General features: G+C 61.3%; 25 protein-coding genes. 9 read left to right on the top strand and 16 right to left on the bottom strand.

Going from position 1 to position 25,356, the window contains the following annotated elements; all coding sequences use genetic code 11:
* Positions 1-25: 25 nt before the first annotated feature.
* The 11 genes from AC2S2E_RS14320 to dapA all read right to left on the bottom strand — a co-directional run bounded on the left by AC2S2E_RS14320 (position 26) and on the right by dapA (position 11,638).
* On the bottom strand, positions 26-745 hold the full coding sequence (locus AC2S2E_RS14320; RefSeq protein ID WP_476103256.1) for a class I SAM-dependent methyltransferase: 720 nt from the start codon (positions 743-745) through the stop codon (positions 26-28).
* Positions 746-841: 96 nt separating this feature from the next.
* Positions 842-2,950: an NAD-dependent DNA ligase LigA gene (gene ligA / locus AC2S2E_RS14325; protein ID WP_486522814.1), complete on the bottom strand. Its 2,109-nt coding sequence runs from the start codon at positions 2,948-2,950 to the stop codon at positions 842-844.
* A gap of 9 nt (positions 2,951-2,959) precedes the next feature.
* Positions 2,960-3,634 carry a GNAT family N-acetyltransferase gene (locus AC2S2E_RS14330; RefSeq protein ID WP_486522815.1) on the bottom strand — a complete coding sequence of 225 codons (675 nt, stop codon included), beginning with the start codon at positions 3,632-3,634 and terminating at the stop codon, positions 2,960-2,962.
* Between the two features lie 63 nt (positions 3,635-3,697).
* On the bottom strand, positions 3,698-5,362 hold the full coding sequence (gene recN / locus AC2S2E_RS14335) for a DNA repair protein RecN (RefSeq protein ID WP_486522816.1): 1,665 nt from the start codon (positions 5,360-5,362) through the stop codon (positions 3,698-3,700).
* Between the two features lie 45 nt (positions 5,363-5,407).
* Positions 5,408-5,674: a hypothetical protein gene (locus AC2S2E_RS14340; protein WP_476103248.1), complete on the bottom strand. Its 267-nt coding sequence runs from the start codon at positions 5,672-5,674 to the stop codon at positions 5,408-5,410.
* Between the two features lie 95 nt (positions 5,675-5,769).
* Positions 5,770-6,240: an RrF2 family transcriptional regulator gene (locus AC2S2E_RS14345; RefSeq protein WP_476103246.1), complete on the bottom strand. Its 471-nt coding sequence runs from the start codon at positions 6,238-6,240 to the stop codon at positions 5,770-5,772.
* A gap of 159 nt (positions 6,241-6,399) precedes the next feature.
* Positions 6,400-7,206: an outer membrane protein assembly factor BamD gene (locus AC2S2E_RS14350; RefSeq protein ID WP_476103244.1), complete on the bottom strand. Its 807-nt coding sequence runs from the start codon at positions 7,204-7,206 to the stop codon at positions 6,400-6,402.
* An 82-nt stretch (positions 7,207-7,288) separates the two neighbouring features.
* On the bottom strand, positions 7,289-7,912 hold the full coding sequence (locus tag AC2S2E_RS14355; protein ID WP_476103242.1) for a TetR/AcrR family transcriptional regulator: 624 nt from the start codon (positions 7,910-7,912) through the stop codon (positions 7,289-7,291).
* 245 nt (positions 7,913-8,157) lie between these two features.
* Positions 8,158-9,069 carry a CmcJ/NvfI family oxidoreductase gene (locus AC2S2E_RS14360; protein ID WP_486522817.1) on the bottom strand — a complete coding sequence of 304 codons (912 nt, stop codon included), beginning with the start codon at positions 9,067-9,069 and terminating at the stop codon, positions 8,158-8,160.
* 488 nt (positions 9,070-9,557) lie between these two features.
* The gene (locus AC2S2E_RS14365; RefSeq protein ID WP_066531508.1) at positions 9,558-10,589 is read right to left on the bottom strand and encodes an IS110 family RNA-guided transposase; all 1,032 of its coding nucleotides are present in this window, start codon (positions 10,587-10,589) and stop codon (positions 9,558-9,560) included.
* A gap of 164 nt (positions 10,590-10,753) precedes the next feature.
* The gene (dapA, locus tag AC2S2E_RS14370; RefSeq protein ID WP_486522818.1) at positions 10,754-11,638 is read right to left on the bottom strand and encodes a 4-hydroxy-tetrahydrodipicolinate synthase; all 885 of its coding nucleotides are present in this window, start codon (positions 11,636-11,638) and stop codon (positions 10,754-10,756) included.
* Positions 11,639-11,748: 110 nt separating this feature from the next.
* On the opposite strand from dapA, the gene AC2S2E_RS14375 reads away from it, so the two are divergent.
* Positions 11,749-14,067, top strand: a complete 2,319-nt coding sequence (locus tag AC2S2E_RS14375) for a lytic transglycosylase domain-containing protein (RefSeq protein ID WP_486522819.1) — start codon at positions 11,749-11,751, stop codon at positions 14,065-14,067.
* Here AC2S2E_RS14375 and AC2S2E_RS14380 read toward each other — a convergent pair.
* Both AC2S2E_RS14380 and AC2S2E_RS14385 read right to left on the bottom strand, forming a co-directional pair.
* The gene (locus AC2S2E_RS14380; protein WP_486522820.1) at positions 14,051-14,536 is read right to left on the bottom strand and encodes a DinB family protein; all 486 of its coding nucleotides are present in this window, start codon (positions 14,534-14,536) and stop codon (positions 14,051-14,053) included. The two genes, AC2S2E_RS14375 and AC2S2E_RS14380, sit on opposite strands and share 17 nt — an antisense overlap.
* 40 nt (positions 14,537-14,576) lie before the next feature.
* On the bottom strand, positions 14,577-15,272 hold the full coding sequence (locus AC2S2E_RS14385; RefSeq protein ID WP_486522821.1) for a DUF2490 domain-containing protein: 696 nt from the start codon (positions 15,270-15,272) through the stop codon (positions 14,577-14,579).
* A gap of 228 nt (positions 15,273-15,500) precedes the next feature.
* Here AC2S2E_RS14385 and AC2S2E_RS14390 point away from each other — a divergent pair, with 228 nt between their 5' ends.
* The 6 genes from AC2S2E_RS14390 (at position 15,501) to AC2S2E_RS14415 (ending at position 20,372) form a co-directional block, all read left to right on the top strand.
* On the top strand, positions 15,501-15,911 hold the full coding sequence (locus AC2S2E_RS14390; protein ID WP_486522822.1) for a hypothetical protein: 411 nt from the start codon (positions 15,501-15,503) through the stop codon (positions 15,909-15,911).
* Between the two features lie 133 nt (positions 15,912-16,044).
* Complete coding sequence (locus tag AC2S2E_RS14395; protein ID WP_486524614.1) at positions 16,045-16,497, top strand: GreA/GreB family elongation factor; 453 nt, start codon at positions 16,045-16,047, stop codon at positions 16,495-16,497.
* Positions 16,498-16,617: 120 nt separating this feature from the next.
* Positions 16,618-17,937 (top strand): ammonium transporter, encoded by a 1,320-nt coding sequence (locus tag AC2S2E_RS14400; RefSeq protein WP_486522823.1) that lies wholly within the window; start codon positions 16,618-16,620, stop codon positions 17,935-17,937.
* 33 nt (positions 17,938-17,970) lie between these two features.
* The gene (locus AC2S2E_RS14405; RefSeq protein WP_486522824.1) at positions 17,971-18,456 is read left to right on the top strand and encodes an invasion associated locus B family protein; all 486 of its coding nucleotides are present in this window, start codon (positions 17,971-17,973) and stop codon (positions 18,454-18,456) included.
* 54 nt (positions 18,457-18,510) lie between these two features.
* Positions 18,511-19,782 carry a dual-specificity RNA methyltransferase RlmN gene (gene rlmN, locus AC2S2E_RS14410; RefSeq protein ID WP_476103224.1) on the top strand — a complete coding sequence of 424 codons (1,272 nt, stop codon included), beginning with the start codon at positions 18,511-18,513 and terminating at the stop codon, positions 19,780-19,782.
* A 5-nt stretch (positions 19,783-19,787) separates the two neighbouring features.
* Positions 19,788-20,372, top strand: coding sequence for a hypothetical protein (locus tag AC2S2E_RS14415; RefSeq protein ID WP_486522825.1), 585 nt, complete (start codon positions 19,788-19,790; stop codon positions 20,370-20,372).
* 56 nt (positions 20,373-20,428) lie between these two features.
* Here AC2S2E_RS14415 and AC2S2E_RS14420 read toward each other — a convergent pair whose 3' ends face one another.
* Positions 20,429-21,472, bottom strand: coding sequence for a hypothetical protein (locus AC2S2E_RS14420; RefSeq protein WP_476103220.1), 1,044 nt, complete (start codon positions 21,470-21,472; stop codon positions 20,429-20,431).
* An 83-nt stretch (positions 21,473-21,555) separates the two neighbouring features.
* A complete protein-coding gene (locus tag AC2S2E_RS14425; RefSeq protein WP_486522826.1) occupies positions 21,556-22,392 on the bottom strand; it encodes a PhzF family phenazine biosynthesis protein in 837 nt (278 codons plus the stop codon).
* 85 nt (positions 22,393-22,477) lie between these two features.
* On the opposite strand from AC2S2E_RS14425, the gene AC2S2E_RS14430 reads away from it, so the two are divergent.
* Together AC2S2E_RS14430 and AC2S2E_RS14435 are read left to right on the top strand one after the other, a co-directional pair.
* On the top strand, positions 22,478-23,230 hold the full coding sequence (locus AC2S2E_RS14430) for an SDR family oxidoreductase (protein ID WP_476103215.1): 753 nt from the start codon (positions 22,478-22,480) through the stop codon (positions 23,228-23,230).
* Positions 23,231-23,309: 79 nt separating this feature from the next.
* Positions 23,310-24,521 (top strand): argininosuccinate synthase, encoded by a 1,212-nt coding sequence (locus tag AC2S2E_RS14435; RefSeq protein WP_273616542.1) that lies wholly within the window; start codon positions 23,310-23,312, stop codon positions 24,519-24,521.
* A 121-nt stretch (positions 24,522-24,642) separates the two neighbouring features.
* On the opposite strand, the gene AC2S2E_RS14440 is transcribed toward AC2S2E_RS14435, so the two are convergent.
* A complete protein-coding gene (locus tag AC2S2E_RS14440) occupies positions 24,643-24,909 on the bottom strand; it encodes a hypothetical protein (RefSeq protein ID WP_486522827.1) in 267 nt (88 codons plus the stop codon).
* Between the last annotated feature and the right edge of the window lie 447 nt (positions 24,910-25,356).

A 25,356-nucleotide genomic window follows, 5' to 3' on the forward strand; every position in this document is an offset into this window, starting at 1 on the left:
CTTGGCCCGCCGGAGGCAAAACCTCTTACTTGGTAAACTTCAATACAAACTGATCCGTCTTGTCGTGCAATTCGAACACCTTCTTGGTGTGATCGTCTTCTGCACTGGCCAGAGCCTTGCTTTCACCTGCGAATTTGAAGCCGGCCTTGACCACTTCCATCTTCACCAGTTCAGGATCGATGCGGTGCAGGTTGTCGGTATCGGTCGTGCCCGAACCGGCCTTGGCCGCATGGTCGCTGACCAGATAGGTCCCGCCCGGCTTCAACGCCGCCAGAGCCGCAGCATTGGTGGCATCCGGGCTGCGGCCGGTGTGGTGCAGGTCGTGATAATTCTGCGTCGTCCAGATCAGGTCCACCTTTTCCGGCGGCGCAATTTGTTCGCCCAGAACCAGCTTCACATTGGCAAAGGCCGGATTTTTCAAAATGGGATCGAGTCGCGCCAGACGTTCGGGCGGCGTCCCGGCGGGCATCCAGATATAGACGACGCCCTTAGGACCGACGGCCTTGGACAACAGGCGCGTGAAATAACCGCCACCGGGCAGCAATTCGCCCACCTTCATCCCCGGCTTTACCCCGGCAAAGGCCAGCAATTCGCCCGGTTTGCGCCCGGCATCGCGCGACACGTCGGCCTCCGGGCGATCCTTGTCGGCCAGAGCCGCCGCAATCGCCGCCTTGTTACCCTGAGCAAGCGCAACGCCCGGCGCCATCATGGCCAGAGCGCCCGCCAACAACCATGCCTTCGACATATCAGAAACTCCCCACCAGTTATCAGTCAGGCGGGAACCTATCCTAACGCGAGGGAATGCCAAGGGCCGTGAATGTAAGATTTTGTACGCAGGCTCCTATCCGGCGCGCGCGACAATTTCGGCCCATTCCGCCTCGGTGATGACCGCGATGCCCAGCTTTTCGGCCTGCGCCAGTTTGGACCCGGCCCCCGGCCCCGCCACGACCAGATCGGTTTTCGCGCTGACCGACCCGGCGGCGCGGGCGCCCAGCCTTTCGGCCTGCGCCTTGGCCTCGTCGCGGCTCATGGTTTCCAGCTTGCCGGTGAACACCACCGTCTTGCCTCCGACCTCGCTGGCCTTGGTTTCGACGATATAGTCGGGCGGGCTGACTTCGCTCAGCAAATCCTCCCAAACCGCGACATTGTGCGGCTCGTGGAAGAAGTCGCCCAAAGCCTCGACCACCGCAGGGCCGATGCCGTCGATGCCCACCAACTCGGCCCGCGCGTCGGCCACTTCGGGCAAATCGGCCGCGCCCGCCGTATCATCGGTGCGCAACTGGTTGGCCTTTTGCGCCACCTCGCGCAGGGCCGGCAATGTCGTGAAACGCTTGCACAGATCGCGCGCCGTCACCGCCCCAACGTGGCGAATCCCCAGCCCGAACAGCAAGCGCGCCGCATCGGGCTGGCGCTTGGCCTCGATGGCGCTCAACAGGTTATCCACAGACTTATCCTGCCACCCTTCGCGCCCGACAATATCGGCGCGGCGTCGGTGCAGGCGGAAAATGTCCGCAGGGCTTTCCAGCCAGCCAAGGTTGAAAAATTCGATGATCGTCTTTTCGCCCAAACCTTCAATGTCCAGCGCGCCACGGCTGACAAAATGCTTGAGCCTTTCGGTCCGTTGCGCGGGGCAAATCAGGCCCCCGGTGCAGCGAACATCGACCTCCCCCTCTTCGGCCACCGCCTCGGACCCACATTCGGGGCAATGATCGGGAAAGGCAAAGGCGGGGCGTTCAACATCCCGCGTCAGGTTTTCGACAACCTGCGGGATGACGTCGCCCGCCCGCTGCAAAACGACCCGGTCGCCGATCCGCACGCCCAACCGCGCAATTTCATCGCGATTATGCAGCGTGACATTGGTGACCGTCACCCCGCCCACCAGCACCGGCGCCAAACGCCCCACCGGGGTCAGCTTGCCCGTCCGACCCACCTGAATATCGATGGCCTCCAGCGTGGTTTCGGCACGTTCGGCGGGAAACTTGCGCGCAATGGCCCAGCGGGGGGCCTTTGCCACGAAGCCGAGACGATCCTGAAGCGCAAACTCATCAACCTTGTAAACCACGCCGTCGATTTCATAAGGCAAATCAACGCGCTCCGCCTGAATGCTGCGGTAATGCTCGACCATCGCCGCCAGACCATCGCAGCGCTGCAGCCATGGCGAAACCGGCACGCCCCAAGCCGCGATCTGTTGCATCATCGCCCATTGGCTGGCCGCCGGAACGCTGCTGGCCGCGCCCCAACCATGGGCCAGGAAACGCAGCGGGCGCGAGGCCGTCACCCGTGCATCCTTCTGACGCAGCGAACCGGCCGCCGCGTTGCGCGGGTTGGCGAATGTCTTGTCGCCTGCCTGTTCCTGCCGCTCATTCAGCGCAAGAAAGGCGGCGCGCTCCATATAGACTTCGCCGCGAATTTCGAAAACATCGGGTACATCGCCGCGCAATTGCTGCGGAATATCATGGATATGCGCGACATTGGCGGTCACATCCTCGCCCACCTGTCCATCGCCGCGGGTGGCCGCCCGCACCAGCCTGCCCTGCTCATACCGCAGCGAGAGCGAGAGGCCGTCGATCTTATCCTCTGCCGTGAACGCCACCGGCGCATCATCGGCAAGGTTGAGGAAACGGCGGACGCGGGCGACGAATTCGCCCACTTCCTCGTCGTTGAAGGCATTATCCAAACTCATCATCCGCACCTCATGCGCGACCTTGCGCAAGGGGGATGCGGCCACCTCGTGCCCAACTTTGTTGGTCGGACTGTCGGGCCGGGTCAGATGGGGATAGGCCGCCTCAAGCTCTGCATTGCGGCGCACCAGCGCGTCATATTCCGCGTCCGAAATATCAGGCGAATCGTTAAGGTGATACGCCTTGTTCGCCCGGTTGATCTTTCGGGCAAGGCGCATCAGTTCATTGGCGGCTTCGGCTTCGGTCGGCAAAGATGTAGGCGATGTCATGCCCCTCTCTTAGCCGAGGGCAAGCACGCTCGCCACCATCGGACGCCGAATACGGAAACCCAGTTGTTCATAAAGCCCGATGGCCGCCGCATTCCCGGCCCATGAATGCAGATAGGACGCATCGCCCCGCGCCGCCAGATCGGCCATTACGCGCAGGATCAACCGCCGCGCCAGCCCTTGCCCGCGATAGTCGGGATCGGTGCAAACCCCGCTGACCTCGGTCCAGCCATCGCCGGGGCGAGCGCGTTCACCGGCCATGGCGATCAATCTTGCGCCATCGAACATGCCGTAGAATTGGCCGTAAAGCCTCGTCTTTGGCCCCCAAGGTCCGGGCTTTGTGGCAAGGGCCAGCGCGCTCATCTGATCGGCATGGCTTTCATCCAAGGGCACGATCCCGGTGAAATCAGCCTCTGGCGGGGATGCTTCCGCCACCATCTGAACCAAAGGCGCGGTCATTTTGGCGATCAGGCCGGGCGCGGTCACATCTTCGGGCTCAACCAGCCAGATTTCATCCTCCGCCCCGTTCAGCAAGGATGCCAGCGCCCCATTCTCCCCCGTCACCGCATTGGCGAAAGGGCCGAAATCAGAATCGATCCGCACGGCCGTGCGCGCATCATTCCAATGCGCAAGATGGGATTGGCGGGTGTTGAGGGCGGTCCAGAACGGACGGTCTAAAGGATGCATGACGCCAAGATAATGTTGAAATTGCGGTGTTCCAGTACCCAAACGTCAACAAACTTGCGCAGGTCACACCCGTTCCAGCAACCGATCCGCCTGCGCCCTTGCTTCGGGCGTGATTTCCGCGCCCGACAACATGCGCGCAATCTCTTCCTGACGCCCTGCGCCATCCAGCAGGACGACGCCGGTGCGCGTGACAAAGCCATCGTTGCTCTTGGCGATGAAATAATGCTGTCCCCCGCGCGCCGCCACCTGCGGGCTATGCGTCACGGCCAGCAATTGGCCGGATGACGCCAGCCGCGCCAGACGCTCGCCAATGGCCTGCGCCACCGCGCCGCCGACGCCGCGGTCGATTTCGTCAAAGATCATCGTCGCGGCCCCGCCCTCTTCGGCCAAGGCCACCTTGAGCGCCAGGATGAAACGCGACAATTCACCGCCCGAGGCAATCTTGGCCAAAGGCGCGAAATCAGCGCCGGGGTTGGTCGCGATCATGAATTCGACGCGGTCCATGCCCGATGCGCCCCATTGCCCTTCGTCCAGCCGGGAAACATCGGTACGAAAACGCGCCGCATCCAGCTTGAGCGGGGCCAGTTCCACCTTGACCGCCGCATCGAGGCGCAAGGCCGCTTCGCTGCGCGCGCTGCTGGCCGCCTCGGCCAGTTTGAGCCACGCCGCGCGCGCCTTGGACGCGGCCTGTTCCAACGCGACGACTTCGGCCTCGCCTCCCTCAATCGCGTTCAACGCGGCGCGCATTTCCTCCAAACGTGCAGGCAGATCATCGACCGCGCAGCCATGTTTGCGCCCCGCCGCGCGCAATTCGAACAGGCGCGTTTCCACCCGGTCCAATGCCAGCGGATCAAAGGCCAATTCGTCCAACGCCCGGTTCAACTTATCTTCGGCGTCATCCGCCTCGATCATGGCCCGGTCCAATGCGGCCAGAACTTCTTCCAGCAAGGCATGTTCGCCCGCGATTCGGTCCAGACGCCGCGCCGCAACCCGCAATTCGGCCAAGGGTGAGTTCGATCCGGTAAAGACCTGCTGCACCGCCGAAAGGTCGCCCGCCAGACGCTCTCCCTTCTGCATCGTGGCCCGTTCGGTGGCCAGTTCCTCTTCCTCACCCGGCTGTGGGCAAAGAGCCTCCAATTCGGCGACATGGGCCTGATAGAGTTCGCGATCCTCGGCCGCCTTGGCGATGGCGGCGCGGGTCTTGGCCAGCTTGGCTTCGGCCTGCCCCCAAGCCTTCCACGCCCCCTCCATCGCGGCGGTATCGACCCGCGCATAACGATCGAGCAAAGCGCGATGCCCACGCGGATTGACCAGCCCGCGATCATCATGCTGACCATGAATTTCGACCAGATAGGGCGCGACCTCGCGCAGCAGGGCGACGCTGGCGGGTTGGTCATTGATAAAGGCTTTGGAGCCGCCGTCAGCCTTGATCTGACGCCGAATCAGGATGGGTTCGCCCGGTTCCACCTCCACCCCGGCCTCGGCCAGAGTATGCGCCACCGCGCCATGGAGCGCGCCCGGCTCAAACGAGGCCGTCACACTGGCCAGATCGGCGCCCGCGCGCACCAGGCCGCTATCGGCCCTCATGCCCAGAATCAGGCCCAATGCATCGAGCAGGATCGATTTGCCCGCCCCCGTCTCACCCGTAAGCACGCCAAGGCCCGGCGCGAAAGCGAGATCGAGCGCCTCGATCAACACGATGTTGCGAATGGAAAGATGGCTCAACATGTTCGCTAGGCGTTCTAGCCGAAGCGCGTGCGCACGTCTATGGTTTCAAAACAACATCCGCCATGTCGACGCCAAAATCGTGATCACCCAGATGCCCATGATCAGCCAGTGTTCGACAAACAATCCCGAATGATCCTGATGAACGTCCAACAGATCATGCGCGTCGCGGTGCAGCAACACTTTGGCCGATGCCACAGCATCTTTGCCGCCATCCCGCGCCGCCTCCAGCACCTCGCGGGCCAGTGCCGCAGCGGCGGCTTCATCCAGCCAGTCCGCCTGATTGGGATCAGGAATTTTCCGAAGTTCGCTCATGACCGACCTGCCTGACAATGGAGGCAGTCATCTACGCCAAGGGTCGTTTAAGTCGCGATTTTACCGGCATCAGGGCATTGCCCTATAGGCCGCAATTATTCCGCCGCCTGGGCCTGCGACTCATCATCTTCGGGCGGATCGGAAAAAGGCGGCTCAACCAAAATCGGGTCGGCCAAAGTCAGCCTGTCGAGCATGGCCGCCATTTCGTCGCGGACGGCCAGCATCAGGCCACGCAGGCGACAATCTGCCTCTGGCAGGCAATTGGCGCAATGTTCATGGGCAAACCGGCTGGCACAGGGCACCAGTGCAAGGCTGCCCCGTGTCAGGCGGATAATGTCGCCATAGCGTATATCACAAGGCGCCAGCGCCAGTTCATAGCCACCCTCGCGGCCACGATGGCTGATCACCAGCCCTTCGCGCACCATTTCCGACAGGATGACGGTGAGAAACTTGCGCGGGATATTCTGCGCCTCGGCAATCGCGTCCAGCCGAATCGGACCCTGCTGCCACAGGTCAGCGAGGTGCTGAAGCGCGCGGATCGTATAACGGGTTTTCTGCGATAGCATGGCGGCGGCATAACAGCGCTCATCCAAAGAAAATGTCAATCACCGGGTTAGACATTTCACGGGTTCATCGACAGCTGTGGCCCCGTCCCCACGCCGGACAAATGAAAAGGCCCGCGCCACCGGGGCGCGGGCCTGTCAAATGACGTCTTTGGCCGGAAATCAGCTGGCCTTGGTGCCGGGGGCATATTTGCCCATCATGGCATAGGCTTTTTCGTACCACTCGCTGCCCGGATAGTTCGCGCCCAGAACTGCGGCATATTTCTGCGCCTCTTCGGGGATGCCCAGCGCCAGATTGGTTTCCACCAGACGGAACAGAGCCTCGGCGGTGTGGCTGGTCATCTGATACTGATCGATCACATTGCGGAAACGAATGTCGGCGGCCAGCCAGCGGCCCGAACGCTCGTAAAAGCGGCCAATGTCCATTTCCTTGCCGGCCAGGTGGTCATTCACAAGGTCAATCTTGAGCCGCGCATCGGTGGCATAGCGCGTGCCGGGATAGCGGCGCACCACATCGTTGAGCGCCGAAAGCGCCTGAAGCGTAATCTTCTGGTCGCGGCTGACGTCGTTGATCTGCTCGTAATAGCACAGGGAGATCAGGTAATAGGCGTAAGCGGCATCCTTGTTGCCCGGATGGATCGAGATGAAACGCTGCGCCGACTGAACCGACTTGGCGTAATCGCGCGCCGAGTAATAGGAGAATGCGCTCATCAACTGGGCACGGCGCGCCCACGGGCTGTACGGGTGCTGGCGCTCAACCTCGTCAAACAGCGCGGCAGCGGTCTTGTCCTCGCCCTGATCCAGACGCTTCTTCGCCTCAAGATAGAGCGAATCAACGTCGCGCGCGACATAGGCGGTATCCTTGGGCTTCTTGCCCCGACCGGCGCAACCACCGGTGATCGCCATCGCGCCAACGGCACAGGCAAGAAGGACAACACGCGGCGACAGGCTGAGGCTGGGCTTAGACATGGTTTGGCCTATAGCCAGCGTCTGGCTGAACGCCAAGTGAAAGCGCAACGCGAATTGTCGCAATTCATTGCGCGCTCACCCTTTATCTTGCGGCGCGCTGTGACGATTGCATCATACGGCGCAACACCATCGCATAATAGCGCGCAACCACACCGACATCCTGATCCGGTTTGACCCCGGCCAGGAATAAACGCGGCGCCATCAACACGCTGGCCAACAAAACCGTGGCCCAGATTTCGGCGTCCAACGGATCAGACGAGCCCGGACCGCCCTTGCCGTCCTCCATTCGCGCCACCTGCGGCGAACGAGAGGCCAGTTCCACCAGGCTGTCCCATCGCGGAAAATTGCGGCTGATCGGGGCATGGTTCACCAGATCCATAACCCATTCATGCATCAATTGGGTGTTCTTCAACGCGAATTGCACGGCTTTTTCCAACCATGCCTGCGAATCGCCCGGTGCGACCATCATCTCGCTCAAACGCGCGCCGAACCATTCCTTGGCGGCGCCGAGCAAGGCCTCACGACTTTCGAAATGATAATAGACCGTGGAGCGATTCATGCGCGCGTCACGCGCTAGCGTGGCCACCGTCAAGGAATCTATTCCATCGCGCCCGATCAGGCCCACCGCCCGCTCGACCAACTGGCGGTGTGTTTCTTCATAGTTGCGATTGCGACGCTGTTCTAAAGTCTGGCGCGTTTCCGACATGCGTTCTGGCATTTCCACATTTGGTGGGAAATCAAGCGGTTTAACCGGTTTTCCCTCTAGAAGGGGCAATTTATGCAGCAAGCCCCCACTTTCTTTGCACAATCGATATAAATTTGTCGGAAACGTCAATTTCAGCGTTTTCCCCGAAACGCCAAAAAACGGAAACCCGCCGCAACCAGATTCGCATAGGGTTGGCGACGGGTTAATTATAATTATTATTCAATATTTACAACACTATAGCTCCATCAATCCCAATAGGCCACCGCACGCAACTCAATACTGGCGCGGGTTTGCGCCCCCGGCAGGCTGGTGTCGTGAAAGGCCGTATGCGGACAACGCCAGGTGCGATCATGGTCGCTATCGTGAAATTTGAACAAAAGGACGTCGTCGCGCTCCATATTCGAAAAATACCACCAGCGGTGCGCCGGGTTATGGCGGAAAATATAGGCTGCAATCATCTGATCCTCGCCCTCGACCGGCGCGGTCAAGGCATCCCCGACCGGAAATTCATCAACCACGAAAAGAGTGTTCGAAACGCCCTCGCCATCGGCCACCGAACGGCCGTCGCAAACCGCCAGCGGCCAATCCTGCGGGCCGGGTGAGAAGGTGCGCCACAACGACACGCAACAGAAGCGGCGATAGCCATCGCGCGACCCGAAATGTTGCTCATGCATCCGCGCCGCGGCCTTTTGCCCGGTCAGGGTATTGTAATCGACATGCGCCTCGCCAGCGGGCGGCTGAATGCCGCCGGCATGTTGATAATTATCCGTCTTTTCCTGCGCCCGCTGGCTCAGGTCTGCGCTGGTGCGGATCATCCACCCCTGCGTCGCCACACGATCCGCCCCGGTCAGGTCGCGGATGATCCGTGCCGCATCCTCATGATATTTGGCGTCAACCTCTTCCCGGTTCCAGAAGTCCTCGATCGAGGTTGCCCCCTTGCCGATCATGAAGCCGTGCTTGTCGAATTGGAAATGGTCACGGATCGGCATACCATCGCGCACCACCGCTTCGTAATCGCGATATTCGCCGGTGTTGATCTCGGCCCCGGCACGGACATAGCGGCGCGTGACGAAATTCCCCGGCGCCAGATAACGGATCAACGCGGGCGCCTGACGCTGTTGGTCCTCTATCGTATCGTCCTGAATGATGGTGGCCATGTGTTATCCTCTCTCATGGGACTCGCGTTCTTGGTCGCGCGAGAGAGAAGGTAACGGATGTTATGGATTTACACAAGTGTGTAAGAAAGGGTTCAGATGCGAGGGTCTAGACCCTCGCGCTCCCATTACTGTCTGCGTCGCGTGCCGGTTTCAGCGTAGAGTTTGGGACGCACCCGCGGTTTTAAAGCCTGCGGCGCCAAGATCCTAACCTACCCGCGCCGCAGGCCATAAAAAAACGTATGGCCCGCCCCGTCTGCAAGGGGGATTTTGAAGTGTTCTGATCAGTCTGCGTCAACGTATGCGGTCTCATGGGTGACCCCATGGCCAAGATGGACATCCGCACGTCTGGAGCCACAATAAAGACGCCGGCAACGAGTGCCATTTTTTTGGCCGGGCTTTCCAGACGCCGATCGACTGTCAGGCCATCTTCACGATCCTTCCTGCAAACATCGTTGGCCTATGCACGAAGATGCGTGCGGCCGATCCGGTTATGCCGCGACTGGGTAGCCGCGTTCGAACGTCGCGTCCTTGCGCAAGGCCGCCCATGCGATCCGCGCCAGCTTGTTGGCCAGCGCGACGACGATAGCATTGCGGTGGACTCCTCGCTCGATCATTCCTGTCAACCAGCGCCCCAACGGGGTCTCGCTTCGCGCCAGCGACGGCAATGCTGCTCGGGCACCGTGGATGAGCAAGGTGCGCAAGTAGGTGTTGCCTCGCTTGGAGATGCCGAGCAGCCGCGGCTTGCCGCCGGTAGTATGCTGACGGGGCACCAGACCGAGCCAGGCACCCAGGTCTCGGGCTTTGGCAAAGCTGCTGGCATCGCCCACGGCTGCAATCAGGGCAGTTGCGTTCAGCACCCCGACGCCGGGGATGGATGTGAGCCGCCGGGCAGCCGCGTCATTGCGCGCCAGCTCGACAAACTCGCCGTTCAGCGCTTCCACCCTGGTATCGAGTTCGCGCCATTCGGCACGCAGTTCGGCCACCAACTGGCGCAGACGCGGTGACAAGGTCGTATCCTCATCGGCCAGCAGGGCATCGATGCCGAGTTCCAGCTTGCGCCGCCCAACCGGGAAAATGGTCCCGCGCTCCAGCAGGATCGCCCGCAACTGGTTGGTCAGGCTCCTGCGCTCAGCCACCAGGCGCGAGCGAACCCGGTGGAGCGTCTGGATGTCCAACTGCTCCTGGGTCTTGAGTTCGACGAAGCGCATCGTTGGACGCGAGGCGGCCTCCGCGATCCCCTCGGCGTCGCGGTCATCGTTCTTCTGTGCTTTGACATACGGCCGTACGTACTCCGGCGACATCAGCCGGATCTCATGTCCGTGCGCGGCGAACAGGCGCCCCAGATAATGGGCACCGCAACATGCCTCCATCGCGACCACGCACACAGGAAGCTTGGCAACGTAGTCGACCAGCGTCTGGCGGCGCATCGACCTGCGTACGACGACAGCTCCCGCCGCATCCACGCCAACCACACTGCAGGCATTCTTGCCCAAATCAACGCCAAGGATCACAATAGACATCGGTCCGCTCCTTTCCTCTTCAAGCACCAGCATCATATCCGATGCCGGGGAAAAGGGGCGGGCCATCCCATAAAGGCGGCCCCGCTGCCAACGCAACGAAGCCGCCAAAAACCCATTAACGGGATTGCAAAGGGACCAAGTCCCTTTGCCCGCCGGAGGCAAACTTACTTCACCAACCCGGCATGAACCAAAGCCGCGTCCATCGCCTTACGCGCGCCCTCGTTGCACGGCACGAGCGGCAAACGCAGTTCCTCACGGAAACCTTCGAACACGCGCGAGAGGGCATATTTCACCGGCCCCGGCGAAGCATCCTCGAACATCGCATAGTGCAACGGATAGAGCAGATCGTTCAACCGGCGCGCCTCGGCCAGATTGCCCGCCGCGCAAGCCGCCTGAAAATCGGCGCAAAGGCGGGGCGCGGCGTTGGCCGTCACCGAAATGCACCCAACCCCGCCAGCCGCGCTGAACGGCAGCGCCAGTTCATCATCGCCCGACAACTGACAGAAATCCGCACCCACGCCCATGCGGTGGTCCGTCACGCGCGACAGGTCGCCGCTGGCATCCTTGATCCCGATGATCTTGCCGGGGAAACGACGCGCCAGTTCGATCACGGTTTCCGGCTTGATATCGGTCACCGTGCGCGCAGGCACATTGTACAGCACGATCGGCAAATCGATCTTTTCCGCAAGATAAGAGAAATGGGCAAGCAACCCTTCCTGCGACGGGCGATTATAGTAAGGCGCGACCAGCAGCGCGGCGGCGGCCCCGCATTTTTTGGAAAAAGTCATGTGCAACAGCGCATTTTGGGTATCATTGCTGCCGCAACCTGCGATGACCGGAACGCGTCCGGCGGCCTGCTCGATGCAAACCTCGATCACACGGTGGTGTTCGGCATTCGACAGGGTGGAATTTTCCCCCGTCGTCCCGCAAGGCACCAACGCGCTCGAACCGCTTTCGATCTGCCAATCCACCAAACGGCGGAAAGTCGGCTCGTCAAACGCTCCATCGCGAAAAGGTGTCACCAGAGCGGGTATGGAACCGGAAAACATCGACTTTATCCTCTTTCATCGCCCACCTATAGGCGACATGAAATTACGTCATGCCGCGCCATGGGCCGGCGCCTACTATCGCAACGCCTGATAAGGAGCCATAGGCCATCGTGTCCAGCACCATGATGCCCCGTTCAAAATCCATTTCTCAGGCGCGCAAACGTCGCCTGTCCTCGCTGGCTTTGCTGGCGATGGTGGTCCTGTCCGCCCCGGCCCAATGTCAGGAAGGCGCGGAATGGGACCGCGCGCGCGCCGAATTAAAGGCCAGCGCGCCCGGCGCCATCGCCCCGGCCATTGCCCGCTGGAAACAGCTGGTGGGCACGGAAAATCAGGGTTTTGACGCCTATGCGGGCTTTATTCTGGCGTGGCCGGGCTTTCCTTTGGAAGAGTCGATGCGCCGCGCGGCAGAGAAATCTCTGGCGATTCAGAACGTGCCATCGGCGCGGATTGTCGCCCTGTTTGACCGGTTCCCGCCGCTAACAAATCCGGGGCGCGCGCAATATGCGCTGGCTTTGGCAGCCGAAGGGCGCGCCCGCGATGCGGCCGAAGTTGCCCGCGAAGCATGGCGCGGCGGCACCATGAGCGATGCCGCAGAGGCCGCGATTCAGGCCCGATGGGGCGACAGATTCGCCCAGACCGATCATGATTCGCGGCTGGAGGCCCTGTTGTGGGATGGCTCGACCGCCCAGGCGGCCCGCGCTCTGCCCCGCGCATCGCAATACAAATGGGCCGTGGCACAGGCGCGCCTGGCCATTCAACAGGGGCAAGGGCCGGACGCAAGTACCTCTGACACCGATTCCGGCGCCCGCAGCGCCGAGGAACAGGCCGAAATGGCCCGTATCACGGCACAGGCCAACCCCAGCCTGTCCACGCCCATGGTGCAGCCCGTGGCCCCCATCCAGCCTGTTGTCATTCCCGCAACGCCCGAAATGCTGTCCGATCCGGGCTATCTGGTTGACCGTGCGCGCTATCTGATCCGCCGTGGGCGCGGCGCGGAGGCGGCCAGCCTGCTGGCCAGCCGCCCGCAACTGATGCGCCCTGCACTGGACCCTCGCCGCTGGATCGGTATGCTGCTGGCTGCGGCCAAGGCGGGTGGACCATCCGATTCGGTACGCATCGCTCAAGGCGCCACCGAAGGCTTTATTCCGGGCAGCGAGATCGCCCAAATGGCCTTTGCCGTGCGCGATGATTACACCTCGCTGATGTGGCTGGGCGGGACAACCGCCCTGTGGCAGATGCGCGACGCGACGACGGCGGCCAATCTGTTTTACAATTACGCCCATGCCGCCCGCACCCCGATGACCCGCGCAAAGGGCTATTACTGGGCAGGCCGCGCAATGGACAGCGTGGGCCAGACCAATGGCGCGTTCGAATATTACCGCTGGGCCGCGCAATTCCCGGATCAGTTCCACGGGCTTCTGGCGCTTGAACGTCTGGGCCAGCCGATCCCGCCGCTCCACGATGGCCGCCGCGCCGTTCCCACGCATGTTCAGGCCCGCGACTTTGCCGCCCGCCCCATCACACAGGCCGTTCGCGAAGTGGCCCGTGACGCCGAATGGCAAACCACCATCCGCTTCTTTCGCGAAATCGCCAATCAGGCCAAGACCGAGGCCGATTTCGTACTGGTGGCCGATCTGGCGCGATCATTGGGCCGGCGCGATCTGGCGGTGATCGTTGGGCAAGCCGCCGAAAATGCGGGCTTCAACAATTTCCGCGATCTGGCCTTTCCGATCACGCCCACCCCGCCCGGCAGCGATTGGACATGGATCCACGCCATTTCCCGTCAGGAAAGCCAGTTCAGCCAGAACGCCATGTCCCGCACCGGCGCGCGCGGTTTGATGCAATTGATGCCGGGGACGGCGGCGGAACAGGCCAAGCGGCTGGGTCTGCCGTCATCGACGCAGGCGCTGATCGATGATCCGATGTACAATACCACGCTGGGCAATGCCTATTTCCAGCGTCTGGTGACGTCCTATCGCGGGTCCTATCCGCTGGCCATTGCGGCCTATAATGCGGGGCCGGGCAATGTGAACAAATGGATTGCATCACGCGGCGATCCGCGCCAGCCGGGCGGGCCGGAATGGGTGGACTGGATCGAAAAGATCCCGTTCAGCGAAACCCGTTCCTATGTCGCGCATGTGCTGGAAAATGCCGTGACGTATGAGGCGATGTATCCCTACCATGCATCATACAAAGGCCCCAACGCGCTCAGCCATTTCCTGAAAGACCTACGCCCGCCACCGCCGCCGCCAGTGACTGCGCCAGTGACTGGGCCAGTGACCGCGCCGGTTGCGCCGACACCCTCTTATCAACCCGTTTATCAACCCGCGTATCAGCCCTCTGGCCAACCTGCCTATCGCCCGACCTATGGGCCGCAACCGACCTATACATCGGCGCCGATCGTGCAACCCGTTACGCCGGGGCAGTAAGGAACACGGGCATGTCGCTGTTGGGCAGGCTGATCCCTGCCCCGTTTAGCATGGCGACGATATGGCCGCGGTGGTATGTGGCGTGATTGACGACGTGCAGCAGGATCTGCGCCCGCGTCATCACGCCATCGCCGCCACCGATGAAGGTGAAAGCCACGCTTTCGTTCAAAGCATCGGCGTCCAGCCCTGCACCATAATCCACAAACCACGCATCCAGTTCCACCAGCGCCGAGGCCATCTCTTCCATCGGCGGCGGATTGCCCGGACTGCGGCTGGTATAGCCATGGTTTTGGCCCAAAAGATGTGCCCGCCACACTTGGCCGATTACCAGCAAATGGTGAAAGGTACGGCGGATCGATCCGAACACCACTGGCTGCCGCGCGTCCAGCACAGCATCCGACAGGCCCGACAGCCCATCGATCACGATCCGGTTGGCCCATTGGCCATAGGCAAGATAGGTGTTCAGCATCAGACCCATGTGCCCGCCATCCACGCTGCGGGCAAGTGGGTCAGAAATTCGCCTTGATTTCAAAGCTGGCAATATTGTCCGAACTGTCCTTGCCGCCGGGGACAAAGCCGTGCTGGTTCATATAGGTCGCCTCAAGTGCAAAGCGCCGGTTGAGCGGGATGCTGAAGCCGACCGAATTGCGCATCCGCTCTTCGCCCACGCGGGTCTGGAACGTGTCGCGGTCCAAAGAGACGAAACTTTCATGCGCCGCAACCAAAGACACTTTGCCCGCCACTGGCAAGGTCGCCTTGACATAGGGCCGCAAACGCCAGGCCACCCCCGACACACCATCGCGCCAACGCTGTTCCAGACGCAGTCGCCCCGAAAAGCGCAGTTTGCCGATGGTAAGCAAACGGTCCGCGCTCAATTGCTGGCGAATGCGGTGTTCCATGAATTTGAAATCGCCATGGCTGTAATTCGGGTCATGGGTGTATCCGACATAGAACACCAACCCAAGCGGTCCGCCCTTTTCGCCCAATTCATGGCCGATCATGACATTCTGTTCGATTTCGTAAAATCCGCGCGCTTGACTGTTGCGCACGATATTTTCCGCCGAAGCGCGCCATCCGTCGCCAAAACGCACATTGGCCGAGATCACTTCCCAATGCTGGGCGTCGCTGGCCACGGCGCCGGTGGGCGTCATATAAAGGGCCATGGCCGCCCCAATGGCCATCAGGTTGAACTTGAACCAATGCACTATCGCGAATCCCGTATGTGACAGGTTCGCGTCAACTATGACCGTTGCGTGACACTTTTATGTCAGATTATCCGCGCGAACTGTCATATTTGGCAGAGTAGCCACCTAAGCGGCAGAAGCTGTGCCGCAAATTATGACAATCCGCCTATCACAATAGGGGCTTTTGACGGTGGTCGGGCCTGCTGCCATGGTTTGCAAATGACCGAATCAACGCTTCTTTCCGATAACATGATCGAAGACATTGCTCTTGGCATGACCGGATGCCGCCTGCCCAAAGAACGATGGACCCATGGCGCGCATTGGGCCGCCGCGCTTTGGCTGTTGCGCCATCGCCCGGAAATGGCAGAGCCGGAAGCCATGGGCCGCGCCATCCGGGCCTATAATGCATCGGTGGGCGGGGTGAACTCCGATACGTCGGGCTATCATGAAACCATCACCATCGCCTCGCTGCGCGCGGCAAAGGCGGAATTGGCGCGGCATGAATATGACAAGCCACTGTCACAAATCCTTGCCGGATTGCTGGCGGGGGAATTGGGCAGCAGCGATTGGCCGCTGACCTATTGGCGCCGCGAAACCTTGTTCAGTGTCGAGGCGCGGCGGCATTGGGTCGCGCCCGATCTGGGGGAATTGCCGTTCTGAACCCTTGCCTTGGCCAGACGCCTGCCCCAAAGCCCCGATCATGAGATCCGGTTCGATGCGAAATATGCGCCCCCCTGCGAAAACCGCCGCGCCCAAAGCGCCCGGAGAAGGCCCGCCGATCACGCCCGCCGGCATGGCGGCCCTGCGCGCGCGTTACGATCATCTGTTGGGCACCGAACGCCCCGCCATCGTCGAAATCGTCAGTTGGGCCGCAGGCAATGGCGATCGGTCGGAAAATGGCGACTATCTCTATGGTCGCAAGCGGATGCGGGAAATCGACCGCGAACTGGCGCATCTGGCGCGGCGCATGAAGGCGTGCCGCGTGGTGGACCCTGCGCGACAGGAAGACCGCAGCCGCGTCTGGTTCGGCGCGACGGTTGAAATCGCGGACGAAGATGACAATCGCAAAACCCTGACCTTTGTCGGCGATGACGAACAGGACGCCAGCAAAGGTTTGATCGGCTGGTCCGCCCCCATCTCTCGCGCCCTGCGCGGCAGCGCGGTGGGTGATTTGCGCCGCGTTTCCCTGCCCGGCGGCGAAAAAGAGTGGGAAGTGATGGTGATAACCTATCCCAGCGGCACCTGAGACGCAGAATAGGCAACAAAATGCCTGAAAATTCCCCCTTGCGCGCAGGAAACAATCGCATCTAAGGGCCCGCCCGGAAGAAAGCGTCAGGATCGCGACGCCCCGTGGAGGAGAGTTTTCATGCGCCTTTGGCCCCCCAGCCTTTCGGCGGCGGCTCGACGCTGTCTGTTGGCCGCTGCTTTTATGTGCCCCGCGCCTGCGATGGCGCAAACCGGTAATGGCGTGAATGCTGCCGATACGGTGTGGATTCTGATCTCCAGCGCGCTGGTGCTGTTGATGTGCCTGCCGGGCCTGTCGCTGTTCTATGGCGGTCTGGTGCGGGCCAAGAATTTCCTGTCGGTGATGGTGCAGGTGGGCGTCATCACGGCGGTGGCCTCGCTGCTGTGGGTGCTGGTGGGCTATGCCCTGGCGTTTGGGCCGGTCGGGAATGGCTGGATCGGCGGTTTGGACAATTTTGGCCTTGCCCATCTGGCGCCGGTGCGCGCCGGGACGACCCTGCCTGAAAACACCTTTGCGCTGTTCCAGCTTTGCTTTGCCGCGATTACGCCTGCGCTGATGGCGGGGGCTTGGGTGGACCGGGCGCGCTTTGGCTGGGTGGTGGCGTTCTGCGGCCTGTGGGGCCTGCTGGTCTATGCGCCCTCGGCCCACTGGATCTGGGGCGGGGGCTGGATGGCCTCGCAGTTCGGGACTCTGGATTTCGCAGGCGGCATTGTGGTGCATACGACGGCGGGCGTTTCGGCGCTGGTCGTGGCATGGGTGCTGGGCGCGCGGACGGGTTTTCCGAAAACGCTGATGCTGCCCCATTCGCCTGCGTTGACCATGCTGGGCGCGGGGCTGCTCTGGGTCGGCTGGTTCGGCTTTAACGGGGGCAGCGCGCTGACCGGCAGCGCGGCGGCGGCTTCGGCCATTCTCAACACGCATACGGCGGCCTGCGCTGCGGCGCTGGTGTGGATCGGGATCGAAGCGGGCCATGTCGGCAAGCCCACCAGCGTTGGCTTTGCCACGGGGGCGGTGGCGGGGCTTGCCACGGTGACGCCTGCGGCGGGGATGATCGCGCCGGGGATTGCCGCGCTGTTCGGCGTGGCGGGCGCGGGCGTGTGTTACGCGATGATCCAGTTGGTCAAGCAACGCTGGAAGATCGACGATTCGCTCGACGTTTTTGCCGTGCATGGCGTGGGCGGGATGATCGGATCGCTGGGCCTGTCGGTCGCGATGAGCCCGGCCCTGGGAGGCGTGGGCTATGCCGCCGGGGGCGATATGGGGCACCAGATCGTGGCGCAGATCGTCGGCGTTGGTTTTACGGCCCTGTGGTCGGCGGTCATATCCTGGGTTCTGGCCGTGGGTCTGGGCAAATTGATCCCGATGCGCGCCAGCGAGGATGACGAACGCGAAGGTCTGGACATCACGTCCCATGGTGAAAGAGCGTGGGAACTCGATTGATCCCGCGATAGTGCATGGTAAAGAGGCCGGGTGATGAAACGCCCGGCCTTTTTTCTTTGCCTTCTGGGCCTTGCCGCTGCTCCGGTTCAGGCGCGTGATGCCTTGGGCATGTTCGGCGATTGGGGCGCGTTTCGCGATCCGGCCATTCCGCGCTGTTACGCCATCGCCATGCCGGAAAAGGGGACCAAGCGCGACATCGAACCCTATGCCGATATTGGCCTGTGGCCCAAAAAGGGCGTGCGCGGACAGGTCCATTTCCGCCTTTCCCGCCGCCCCCAATCGGGCGCGCCGGTGCAATTGTCGCTGAGCGGTCAGCGCTATCGTTTGATGAGCGGCGGCATCGACGCATGGGCCACCGACGCCCGCATGGAGGCCGCCATCATCGCCGCCATGCGTTCGGGTGAGATCATGACCGTATCATCGCGTGACGGATCGGGACGCAGCTTTGCCGATCAATATGCACTCTCCGGCGCGGCCACGGCCATCGATGCGGCATCGCTGGGCTGCGCGGGGCGATAGTGGCCTTTGCGGGGTAACTGGCTTTTTGCCCGATTCGCCTGTATGAGCCGCGCCATGACCACTCCCTCGCTCCCCACCTCGATGCCGATTGCCGGCCATATTGATCCTGTCGTCACCTCGCGCGATATTACCGCGCGCCCCGATGGCCGTGTGGATCTGGTCGGCCTTGCCCGCCCGCGCATCGTTGAAATCTTTGCCGAAGCCGGCCTTGACCCGAAACAGGCCAAGCTGCGCGCCAAGCAGGTGTTCCACTGGATCTATCACCGCGGCGTCACCGATTTCGACGCAATGACTGATATTGCCAAGACCATGCGCCCATGGCTGGCCGAGCGTTTTGTGATCGGCCGCCCGGAAATCGTCGTTTCGCAGCACAGCGAGGATGGTACGCGCAAGTGGCTGCTGCGTACCGCCGATGGGCACGAGTTCGAGATGGTCTTCATTCCCGATGCGGACCGCGGCACGCTTTGCGTTTCCTCGCAGGTGGGTTGCACGCTCAATTGCCGGTTCTGTCACACGGGCACGATGCGTCTGGTGCGCAATCTGACGCCGGGCGAAATCGTGGGGCAGGTGATGCTGGCGCGCGATGCCCTTGGCGAATGGCCCAAGGCGGGTCAGGCCGATCTGGTCGCTCTGACCGATGATCTGGTCGATGATGATGGCGGCTATTCGCCCGACGGGCGCCTGCTGACCAATATCGTGATGATGGGCATGGGCGAGCCGCTGTATAATTTCGACAACGTCAAGGGCGCGCTGAAACTGGTGATGGATGGCGATGGGCTGGCTCTGTCCAAGCGCCGCATCACCCTGTCGACCAGCGGCGTCGTGCCGATGATGGCCCAGTGCGGCGAGGAAATCGGCGTCAATCTGGCCGTCTCGCTGCATGCCGTGACCAAGGAGATCCGCGACGAAATCGTGCCGATCAACCGCAAATACGGTATCGAAGAATTGCTTCAGGCCTGTGCCGATTATCCCGGTGCGTCCAATGCCCGCCGCATCACGTTCGAATATGTGATGCTGAAAGACAAGAACGACACGGATGAACACGCCCGCGAACTGGTCCGCCTGATCAAGCATTACAAGCTGCCCGCCAAGGTCAACCTGATCCCGTTTAACCCATGGCCCGGCGCGATTTACGAATGTTCGACGCCCGAACGCATCAAGCGTTTTTCGGACATCGTGTTTGAAGCAGGCATTTCCGCACCCGTGCGCACCCCGCGCGGACGCGACATTGACGCGGCCTGTGGCCAGCTCAAAACCTCGGCCCAGAAAATGTCGCGCGCCGAACTCGACCGTCTGGCCGAAGAAAAGCAGGCCGCGCTGGGATAGACCTTGTGGAGGTGATCCCGGTTGGCGGCTGGATGCCCCCGCCCGACATGCTGGCTCTGGCCAGCAGGGTGGGGCATGAATTGGCCAGCGAATGCGAAATCCGCAGCCAGCGCGGAAAAACATTCCGCGAGGCGTTCATGGCCGCCAGTTTTGCGCAGCATCGCCGGGCCGAGGCGGTCAAACTGCTGCCCGAAACCGGCAAGCCCACGCCTGATTTTGCGATCCGGCTGAACGGCGCTGAACTGATCTTTGAAAATACCGAGGCCGATAATCCGCTGCTGCGCCGCAACTCGGCCTATGAAACGACATGTCGCCAGTTTGAACTGGGGGCGCCCTATGTCTCGCCAACGCCGGTGATGATTGCGCCGGATGCCTATGCCGCCGAAATTGCGCGCCTGATCGCAAAGAAATGCGCGAAACATTATGAACGTTGCGACGGGCTGTTGCTCCGGTCGAACACGACGTGGATCGAAGGGTTAGAAGACCCGCCCCTTTCATGGTGGCAGGCCGCCTGCAGACAAGCCAATGAACATTTTGACGAAGTCTGGGTTTTCCATCATCGCCGGTTTTTCGCCGTCTTTGGCGCGTGAAAACCCGCCCCGGCGATTGGCCGAGGCGGGCACTGACGGATAAAAAGCCGGCGTTCTCAGTTGGACGAATAACAGGATGACAGGCGGAATAGGGTCTGGACCGTGGCGCCGTTGACATAGCGCACCCGATAGAGATTGGCCGCCCCCAAGGCCCCCGTCACCGCCACGTTCAGGTCAACCACAATATTGGCCACAACCGACCCCGTCGCCACGACTTGCCACGTCGTCCCGGTGTCCAGCGATTGTTCGATGTAGAGCGTCCCGGCCTGATCGGCAAAAGCCCGCGCCTTGAACCGTGAGACATAGGGCAAGGAGGTGGTCGCCCGCGACGTGCCCGTAAACGTGGCCGATGCGGCCAGAACCGTCGAGCTGTCGGTATAGCCCAAGGTGTTCACGACATAGCCGATCTGCGCGCTGCCGGTGGCCAGCACGACATTGCCCACTTGCTCGGCCAACATACGGCTGCGCTTGGGCGTGGCGGTGATCGTGACGGTGCCGCTGCCGTAGGTCGAAACGCGGGCGCGGACATAGGTCGTTGCCGCCGCGAAATTATAGATCCCGACCGCTGTGGCGGTCGTTGCCGAACCTGCGTTGGTGTTGCTGGCCGTATTGACGGGCAACAGGACCCAGTTGGTGTTGTCATTGGATTGTTCAAACGTGACCGTATTGCCGCTGCCCACGCTGGAAATCTGGAAACTGCCCCCGTTGTAACCGGCCATATTCAAGGCAACGACCGTGGTGGCGCTGGTCACGCTGGCCGTGACAAGGGCGCCGTCCACCACGCCGTCGGAATTGATGCTGATGGCGCTCTGATCGCTGGCCAAAACAACCGGCAGGCTGTTGGCGGCGGTCTTCTGGCCGATGCTGGCCGGGAATTTGCCCAAAAGGCGTTTGAACAGGGCAATCAGGCTGGCCGTGCCCGTATCCGATGCCGCCGCCGCATCAGCCATCGCGCCCAGAGACACCATCGCCCCATCGCCATGGGTTACAGGCAAAGGGGCGCTGGCCGAAACAGTGGCAGCGGTGTTATCCGCATTGGCAAAGGCAAGTGCCTGAGCCGGGGTATAGTTGGCGGGATAGATGATCTTGGGATTGGGCATGGTAAACTCCGTCAGTCAGCAGAAGGATGACGGGTGAAATAACCAAATAGGTTTATGTAGGAAAGAAATCTATCCTATGACGTTTAGATATTCAGCTCCCCGCCCATGCTGACACCATGAACGCGCCCGCCGATCCACACGCCTTCGTCATCGCGCGAAACATAGACCCGACCATCCGCCCCCGTTTTGCGCCCCTGAGCCGCAACATAAGGCCCCTGCGCCAGACCAGCCTCGTAAAGATAGAGCGCCGCCCCGGCATTCAGGCTGCCCGTCACCGGATCTTCGGCCAGCACACCGCCTGCCTTGGTAAAGAAACCCCTGATTTCCCAATCGATCCCGTCCTGATCCGATGGCGCGACAAGCCCCAGATCAACCAGACCCGACACCGCAATATCCGGCTCCACCGCCAAGACCACCTCGGCATTGGCAAGGCGCAGCAATTGCCACGGCGGCCCATTGTCAGCGTGCACAGCGTCCAGAACATCCTGCTCCGCCAAGCGCAATTGGGCGACGGCGGCGGCGCGTTCTTCAACCGACAAAGGCCCCGACCGGCGTAAAGGCGGCGCGCGGAACGCCAATTTGTCCTCCGCCACGCGGACCGGCACAAGGCCAACGCCGCATTCCTGCATGATATTTTTCGCCTTTGGCCGTCCACCGGCCGCCATCCACGCATAGGCCGTGCCCAATGTAGGGTGCCCCGCAAATGGCAGTTCAACCGTGGGGGTAAAAATCCGCACGCGATAGTCGGCGTCATCATGGTCGGGTGCCAGCAAAAATGTCGTTTCGGAAAATCCGATCCAGCGGGCCATCGACTGCATCGCGGCGTCGGTCATGCCATCGGCGCCATGCACCACCGCCAAGGGATTGCCCGAAAGCGCCCCGTTCACAAACACATCGACCAGATCCATCCGCATCGTCATTTCCTTTCAGAAAGATAGCATAGCGGCAATTCCCCTCCCCTCAAGCCACCTTCCCTCCTGCGGCGCTTTGTGCTTGATGGGATGCATGACCCGGCCCACCTTGCTTATCACCGGCGGCGCGAAACGTATCGGCGCGCGCATTGCCCATCGTTTTGGCGCCGCAGGATGGCACGTGGTGATCCATTACGGCCAAAGCCGCGAGGATGCTGAGGCGCTGGCCGCCAAATTGCCCAGTGCGGAATGCGTTGGATGCGATCTGAACGATCCTGATGCGGCGGTGGCGATGGTGCATTCTTTGGCTTCGCGCCTGACGGACTGGCGCATTCTGGTCAATTCGGCGGCGGTGTTCCGTTATGATGATGCCCGCGCGATTGCCCCTGATGTCTTTGCCGAAGCCATGACCGTCAACGCCCAGACCCCCACACGCATGGCGCAGGCCTTTCTGGCCCATGCCCGTGCGCAGGCCGGGCGTCGGGTGATCGCCATAACGGACATGAAACTGGCTAATCCCAACCCTGATTTCTTCAGCTATACGATGGCGAAGCACGCCCTGTCCTCGACCGTTCGCATGTTGGCCATGGGCGCGGCGGCGGCCAATGACCGGGTTTATGCCATCGCGCCGGGCGCCATGCTGCCCAGTTTCGACCAGAAACCGCAGGAGCATGAGACATCGGGCCGTATGAACCTGCTGGAACGCCTGACCGATCCGGCCGAGATTGCCGATGCCGCGCTTTTCCTCGCCGATGGCTGGCTGGCCAGTGGCGAAACGCTGTTTGTTGATTCCGGCCAGCACCTGTTATCGCAACCCAGAGACGTTCTCTATCTCGCGCGGGGGTGAATGGCCCCCAAACCCTTGCCCCATGGTCACGGCCCTGCTAGGCGCGGCGCAATTTCCTCTCTCTCATGCGGAGCGCCCCATGTCAGACATCAAGCGCGTCGTTCTCGCCTATTCGGGCGGGCTTGACACCTCGGTCATCCTCAAGTGGCTGCAAGTCACCTATAATTGCGAAGTGGTGACCTTCACCGCCGATCTGGGTCAGGGCGAAGAACTGGCCCCGGCCCGCGCCAAGGCCGAGCTGATGGGCGTAAAGCCCGAACATATCTACATCGACGACCTGCGCGAAGAATTCGTGCGCGATTTCGTCTTCCCGATGATGCGTGCCAATGCTCGCTATGAAGGCGACTATCTGCTGGGCACGTCGATCGCGCGTCCGCTGATTTCCAAACGCCTGATTGAAATCGCCCGCGAAACCGGCGCTGACGCCGTCTCGCATGGCGCCACCGGCAAGGGCAACGACCAGGTTCGTTTCGAACTGTCGGCCTATGCTCTGGAACCGGGCATCAAGGTCATCGCCCCGTGGCGCGAATGGGACCTGACCAGCCGCACCGCTCTCATCAAGTGGGCCGAAGAACACCAGATCCCCGTCCCCAAGGACAAGCGCGGCGAAAGCCCCTTCTCGACCGACGCCAACCTCCTTCACACCTCGTCGGAAGGCAAGGTTCTGGAAGATCCGTGGCAGGAAACGCCGGATTACGTCTATTCGCGCACGGTTAACCCGGAAGACGCGCCCGACGCCCCCGAATATATCGAGATCGAATTCGAAAAGGGCGACGGCGTTGCCCTGAACGGCGAAGCCATGTCGCCCGCCACGCTGCTGGCCGCGCTCAACGATCTGGGCCGCAAGCATGGCATCGGCCGCCTCGACCTCGTCGAAAACCGCTTCGTCGGCATGAAGTCGCGCGGCATGTATGAAACGCCGGGCGGCGAAATCTATGCCCGCGCGCATCGCGGCATTGAATCGATCACGCTGGATCGCGGCGCGGCGCATCTCAAGGATGAGATCATGCCCAAGTATGCCGAGCTGATCTACAACGGCTTCTGGTTCAGCCCCGAGCGCGAAATGCTCCAGGCCGCCATCGACCATAGCCAAGCCAAGGTTTCCGGCACGGTGCGGCTGAAGCTCTATAAGGGCGGCGCCTATGTCGTGGGCCGCAAGTCGCCCTACTCGCTATACAGCGAACGCCATGTGACCTTCGAGGATGACGCGGGCGCCTATGACCAGAAGGACGCGGCTGGCTTCATCAAGCTGAACGCTCTGCGTTTGAAGCTGCTGGCGAACCAGAAGTAAGGTTTGCGGGTTTCGTGAATAAAGGATGCCGGGGGCCGCGAGGTCTCCGGCATTTTTTTGATTTTAGGAGTTAGTTGCCTCCGGCGGGCAAAGGGCGGGGGCCCTTTGCAATCCCATAAATTTAAATTGTTTCTGCCGAGATGAAGCCACCTTCTGCATCATTCGGGTGGGATAATCCAAGCGACTTGGCCTTTTCACGTCCATCTGGCAAATATGCCATCAATACCGCTAGATCATCGACGCGGTATGCCCAGCTTAGCTGTTGACCAAAAACAATAAAATCCAACGCTTGAATGGCGACACCCTGAACCTGATCTGCATGCTGAACGGTCAGATAAAAATTTAGAACGGGGTTTCGCGCTCTGATAGAATTGGCGAACATCTTCAAATGCGGCAGCCCGGCACCTAGCTTATTGGCCTCAAAATCGCACAGCCGAATGCCTTTGCGAAATAGAGATGTAAATTAACCCAACCGTCTCGCCGCATGTCTCCAAAAGCGCGAGATAGCATCAAGCTAAAATCATGCCCCCAAACATTAGAGAAGCTTTGCGCACGCTTAAGAAAAACCTCCCAAGCCCTATCGTAAGGCTCAGTGAGGGTATCATTACAGCGGCTGCAAAGAGACTTGCTCCACTTCAGTTTGATGTCGTTCGAACCCTGTAATTTAATCTTCTTAGTACGATGCTGATCAAATGCATCCCGCTAATATAAGAAAATCGGCTTCGCTGAATTTTTTCCAAAAATAGACCTCAAGTCGGAAGCCTTCGCCTTATGCTCCCGACTGTCAGCCTCTCTTTCTTCACAAATCCAGCACTTCTGAACCAACAGATTACCC

Source organism: Novosphingobium sp. 550D, assembly GCF_057401885.1.

Excerpts from the sequence above, each read along its gene's own strand:
- AC2S2E_RS14425 (WP_486522826.1), bottom strand. The coding sequence starts at position 22,392 with ATGACGATGCGGATGGATCTGGTCGATGTGTTTGTGAACGGGGCGCTT.
- AC2S2E_RS14400 (WP_486522823.1), top strand. The coding sequence starts at position 16,618 with ATGCGCCTTTGGCCCCCCAGCCTTTCGGCGGCGGCTCGACGCTGTCTG.
- AC2S2E_RS14330 (WP_486522815.1), bottom strand. The coding sequence starts at position 3,634 with ATGCATCCTTTAGACCGTCCGTTCTGGACCGCCCTCAACACCCGCCAA.
- AC2S2E_RS14390 (WP_486522822.1), top strand. The coding sequence starts at position 15,501 with ATGATCGAAGACATTGCTCTTGGCATGACCGGATGCCGCCTGCCCAAA.
- AC2S2E_RS14355 (WP_476103242.1), bottom strand. The coding sequence starts at position 7,912 with ATGTCGGAAACGCGCCAGACTTTAGAACAGCGTCGCAATCGCAACTAT.
- AC2S2E_RS14350 (WP_476103244.1), bottom strand. The coding sequence starts at position 7,206 with ATGTCTAAGCCCAGCCTCAGCCTGTCGCCGCGTGTTGTCCTTCTTGCC.
- AC2S2E_RS14380 (WP_486522820.1), bottom strand. The coding sequence starts at position 14,536 with ATGCTGAACACCTATCTTGCCTATGGCCAATGGGCCAACCGGATCGTG.
- rlmN (WP_476103224.1), top strand. The coding sequence starts at position 18,511 with ATGACCACTCCCTCGCTCCCCACCTCGATGCCGATTGCCGGCCATATT.
- ligA (WP_486522814.1), bottom strand. The coding sequence starts at position 2,950 with ATGACATCGCCTACATCTTTGCCGACCGAAGCCGAAGCCGCCAATGAA.
- AC2S2E_RS14345 (WP_476103246.1), bottom strand. The coding sequence starts at position 6,240 with ATGCTATCGCAGAAAACCCGTTATACGATCCGCGCGCTTCAGCACCTC.
- AC2S2E_RS14340 (WP_476103248.1), bottom strand. The coding sequence starts at position 5,674 with ATGAGCGAACTTCGGAAAATTCCTGATCCCAATCAGGCGGACTGGCTG.
- AC2S2E_RS14405 (WP_486522824.1), top strand. The coding sequence starts at position 17,971 with ATGAAACGCCCGGCCTTTTTTCTTTGCCTTCTGGGCCTTGCCGCTGCT.
- AC2S2E_RS14320 (WP_476103256.1), bottom strand. The coding sequence starts at position 745 with ATGTCGAAGGCATGGTTGTTGGCGGGCGCTCTGGCCATGATGGCGCCG.
- AC2S2E_RS14365 (WP_066531508.1), bottom strand. The coding sequence starts at position 10,589 with ATGTCTATTGTGATCCTTGGCGTTGATTTGGGCAAGAATGCCTGCAGT.
- AC2S2E_RS14360 (WP_486522817.1), bottom strand. The coding sequence starts at position 9,069 with ATGGCCACCATCATTCAGGACGATACGATAGAGGACCAACAGCGTCAG.
- AC2S2E_RS14435 (WP_273616542.1), top strand. The coding sequence starts at position 23,310 with ATGTCAGACATCAAGCGCGTCGTTCTCGCCTATTCGGGCGGGCTTGAC.
- AC2S2E_RS14395 (WP_486524614.1), top strand. The coding sequence starts at position 16,045 with ATGGCGGCCCTGCGCGCGCGTTACGATCATCTGTTGGGCACCGAACGC.
- recN (WP_486522816.1), bottom strand. The coding sequence starts at position 5,362 with ATGTTGAGCCATCTTTCCATTCGCAACATCGTGTTGATCGAGGCGCTC.
- AC2S2E_RS14420 (WP_476103220.1), bottom strand. The coding sequence starts at position 21,472 with ATGCCCAATCCCAAGATCATCTATCCCGCCAACTATACCCCGGCTCAG.
- AC2S2E_RS14430 (WP_476103215.1), top strand. The coding sequence starts at position 22,478 with ATGACCCGGCCCACCTTGCTTATCACCGGCGGCGCGAAACGTATCGGC.
- dapA (WP_486522818.1), bottom strand. The coding sequence starts at position 11,638 with ATGTTTTCCGGTTCCATACCCGCTCTGGTGACACCTTTTCGCGATGGA.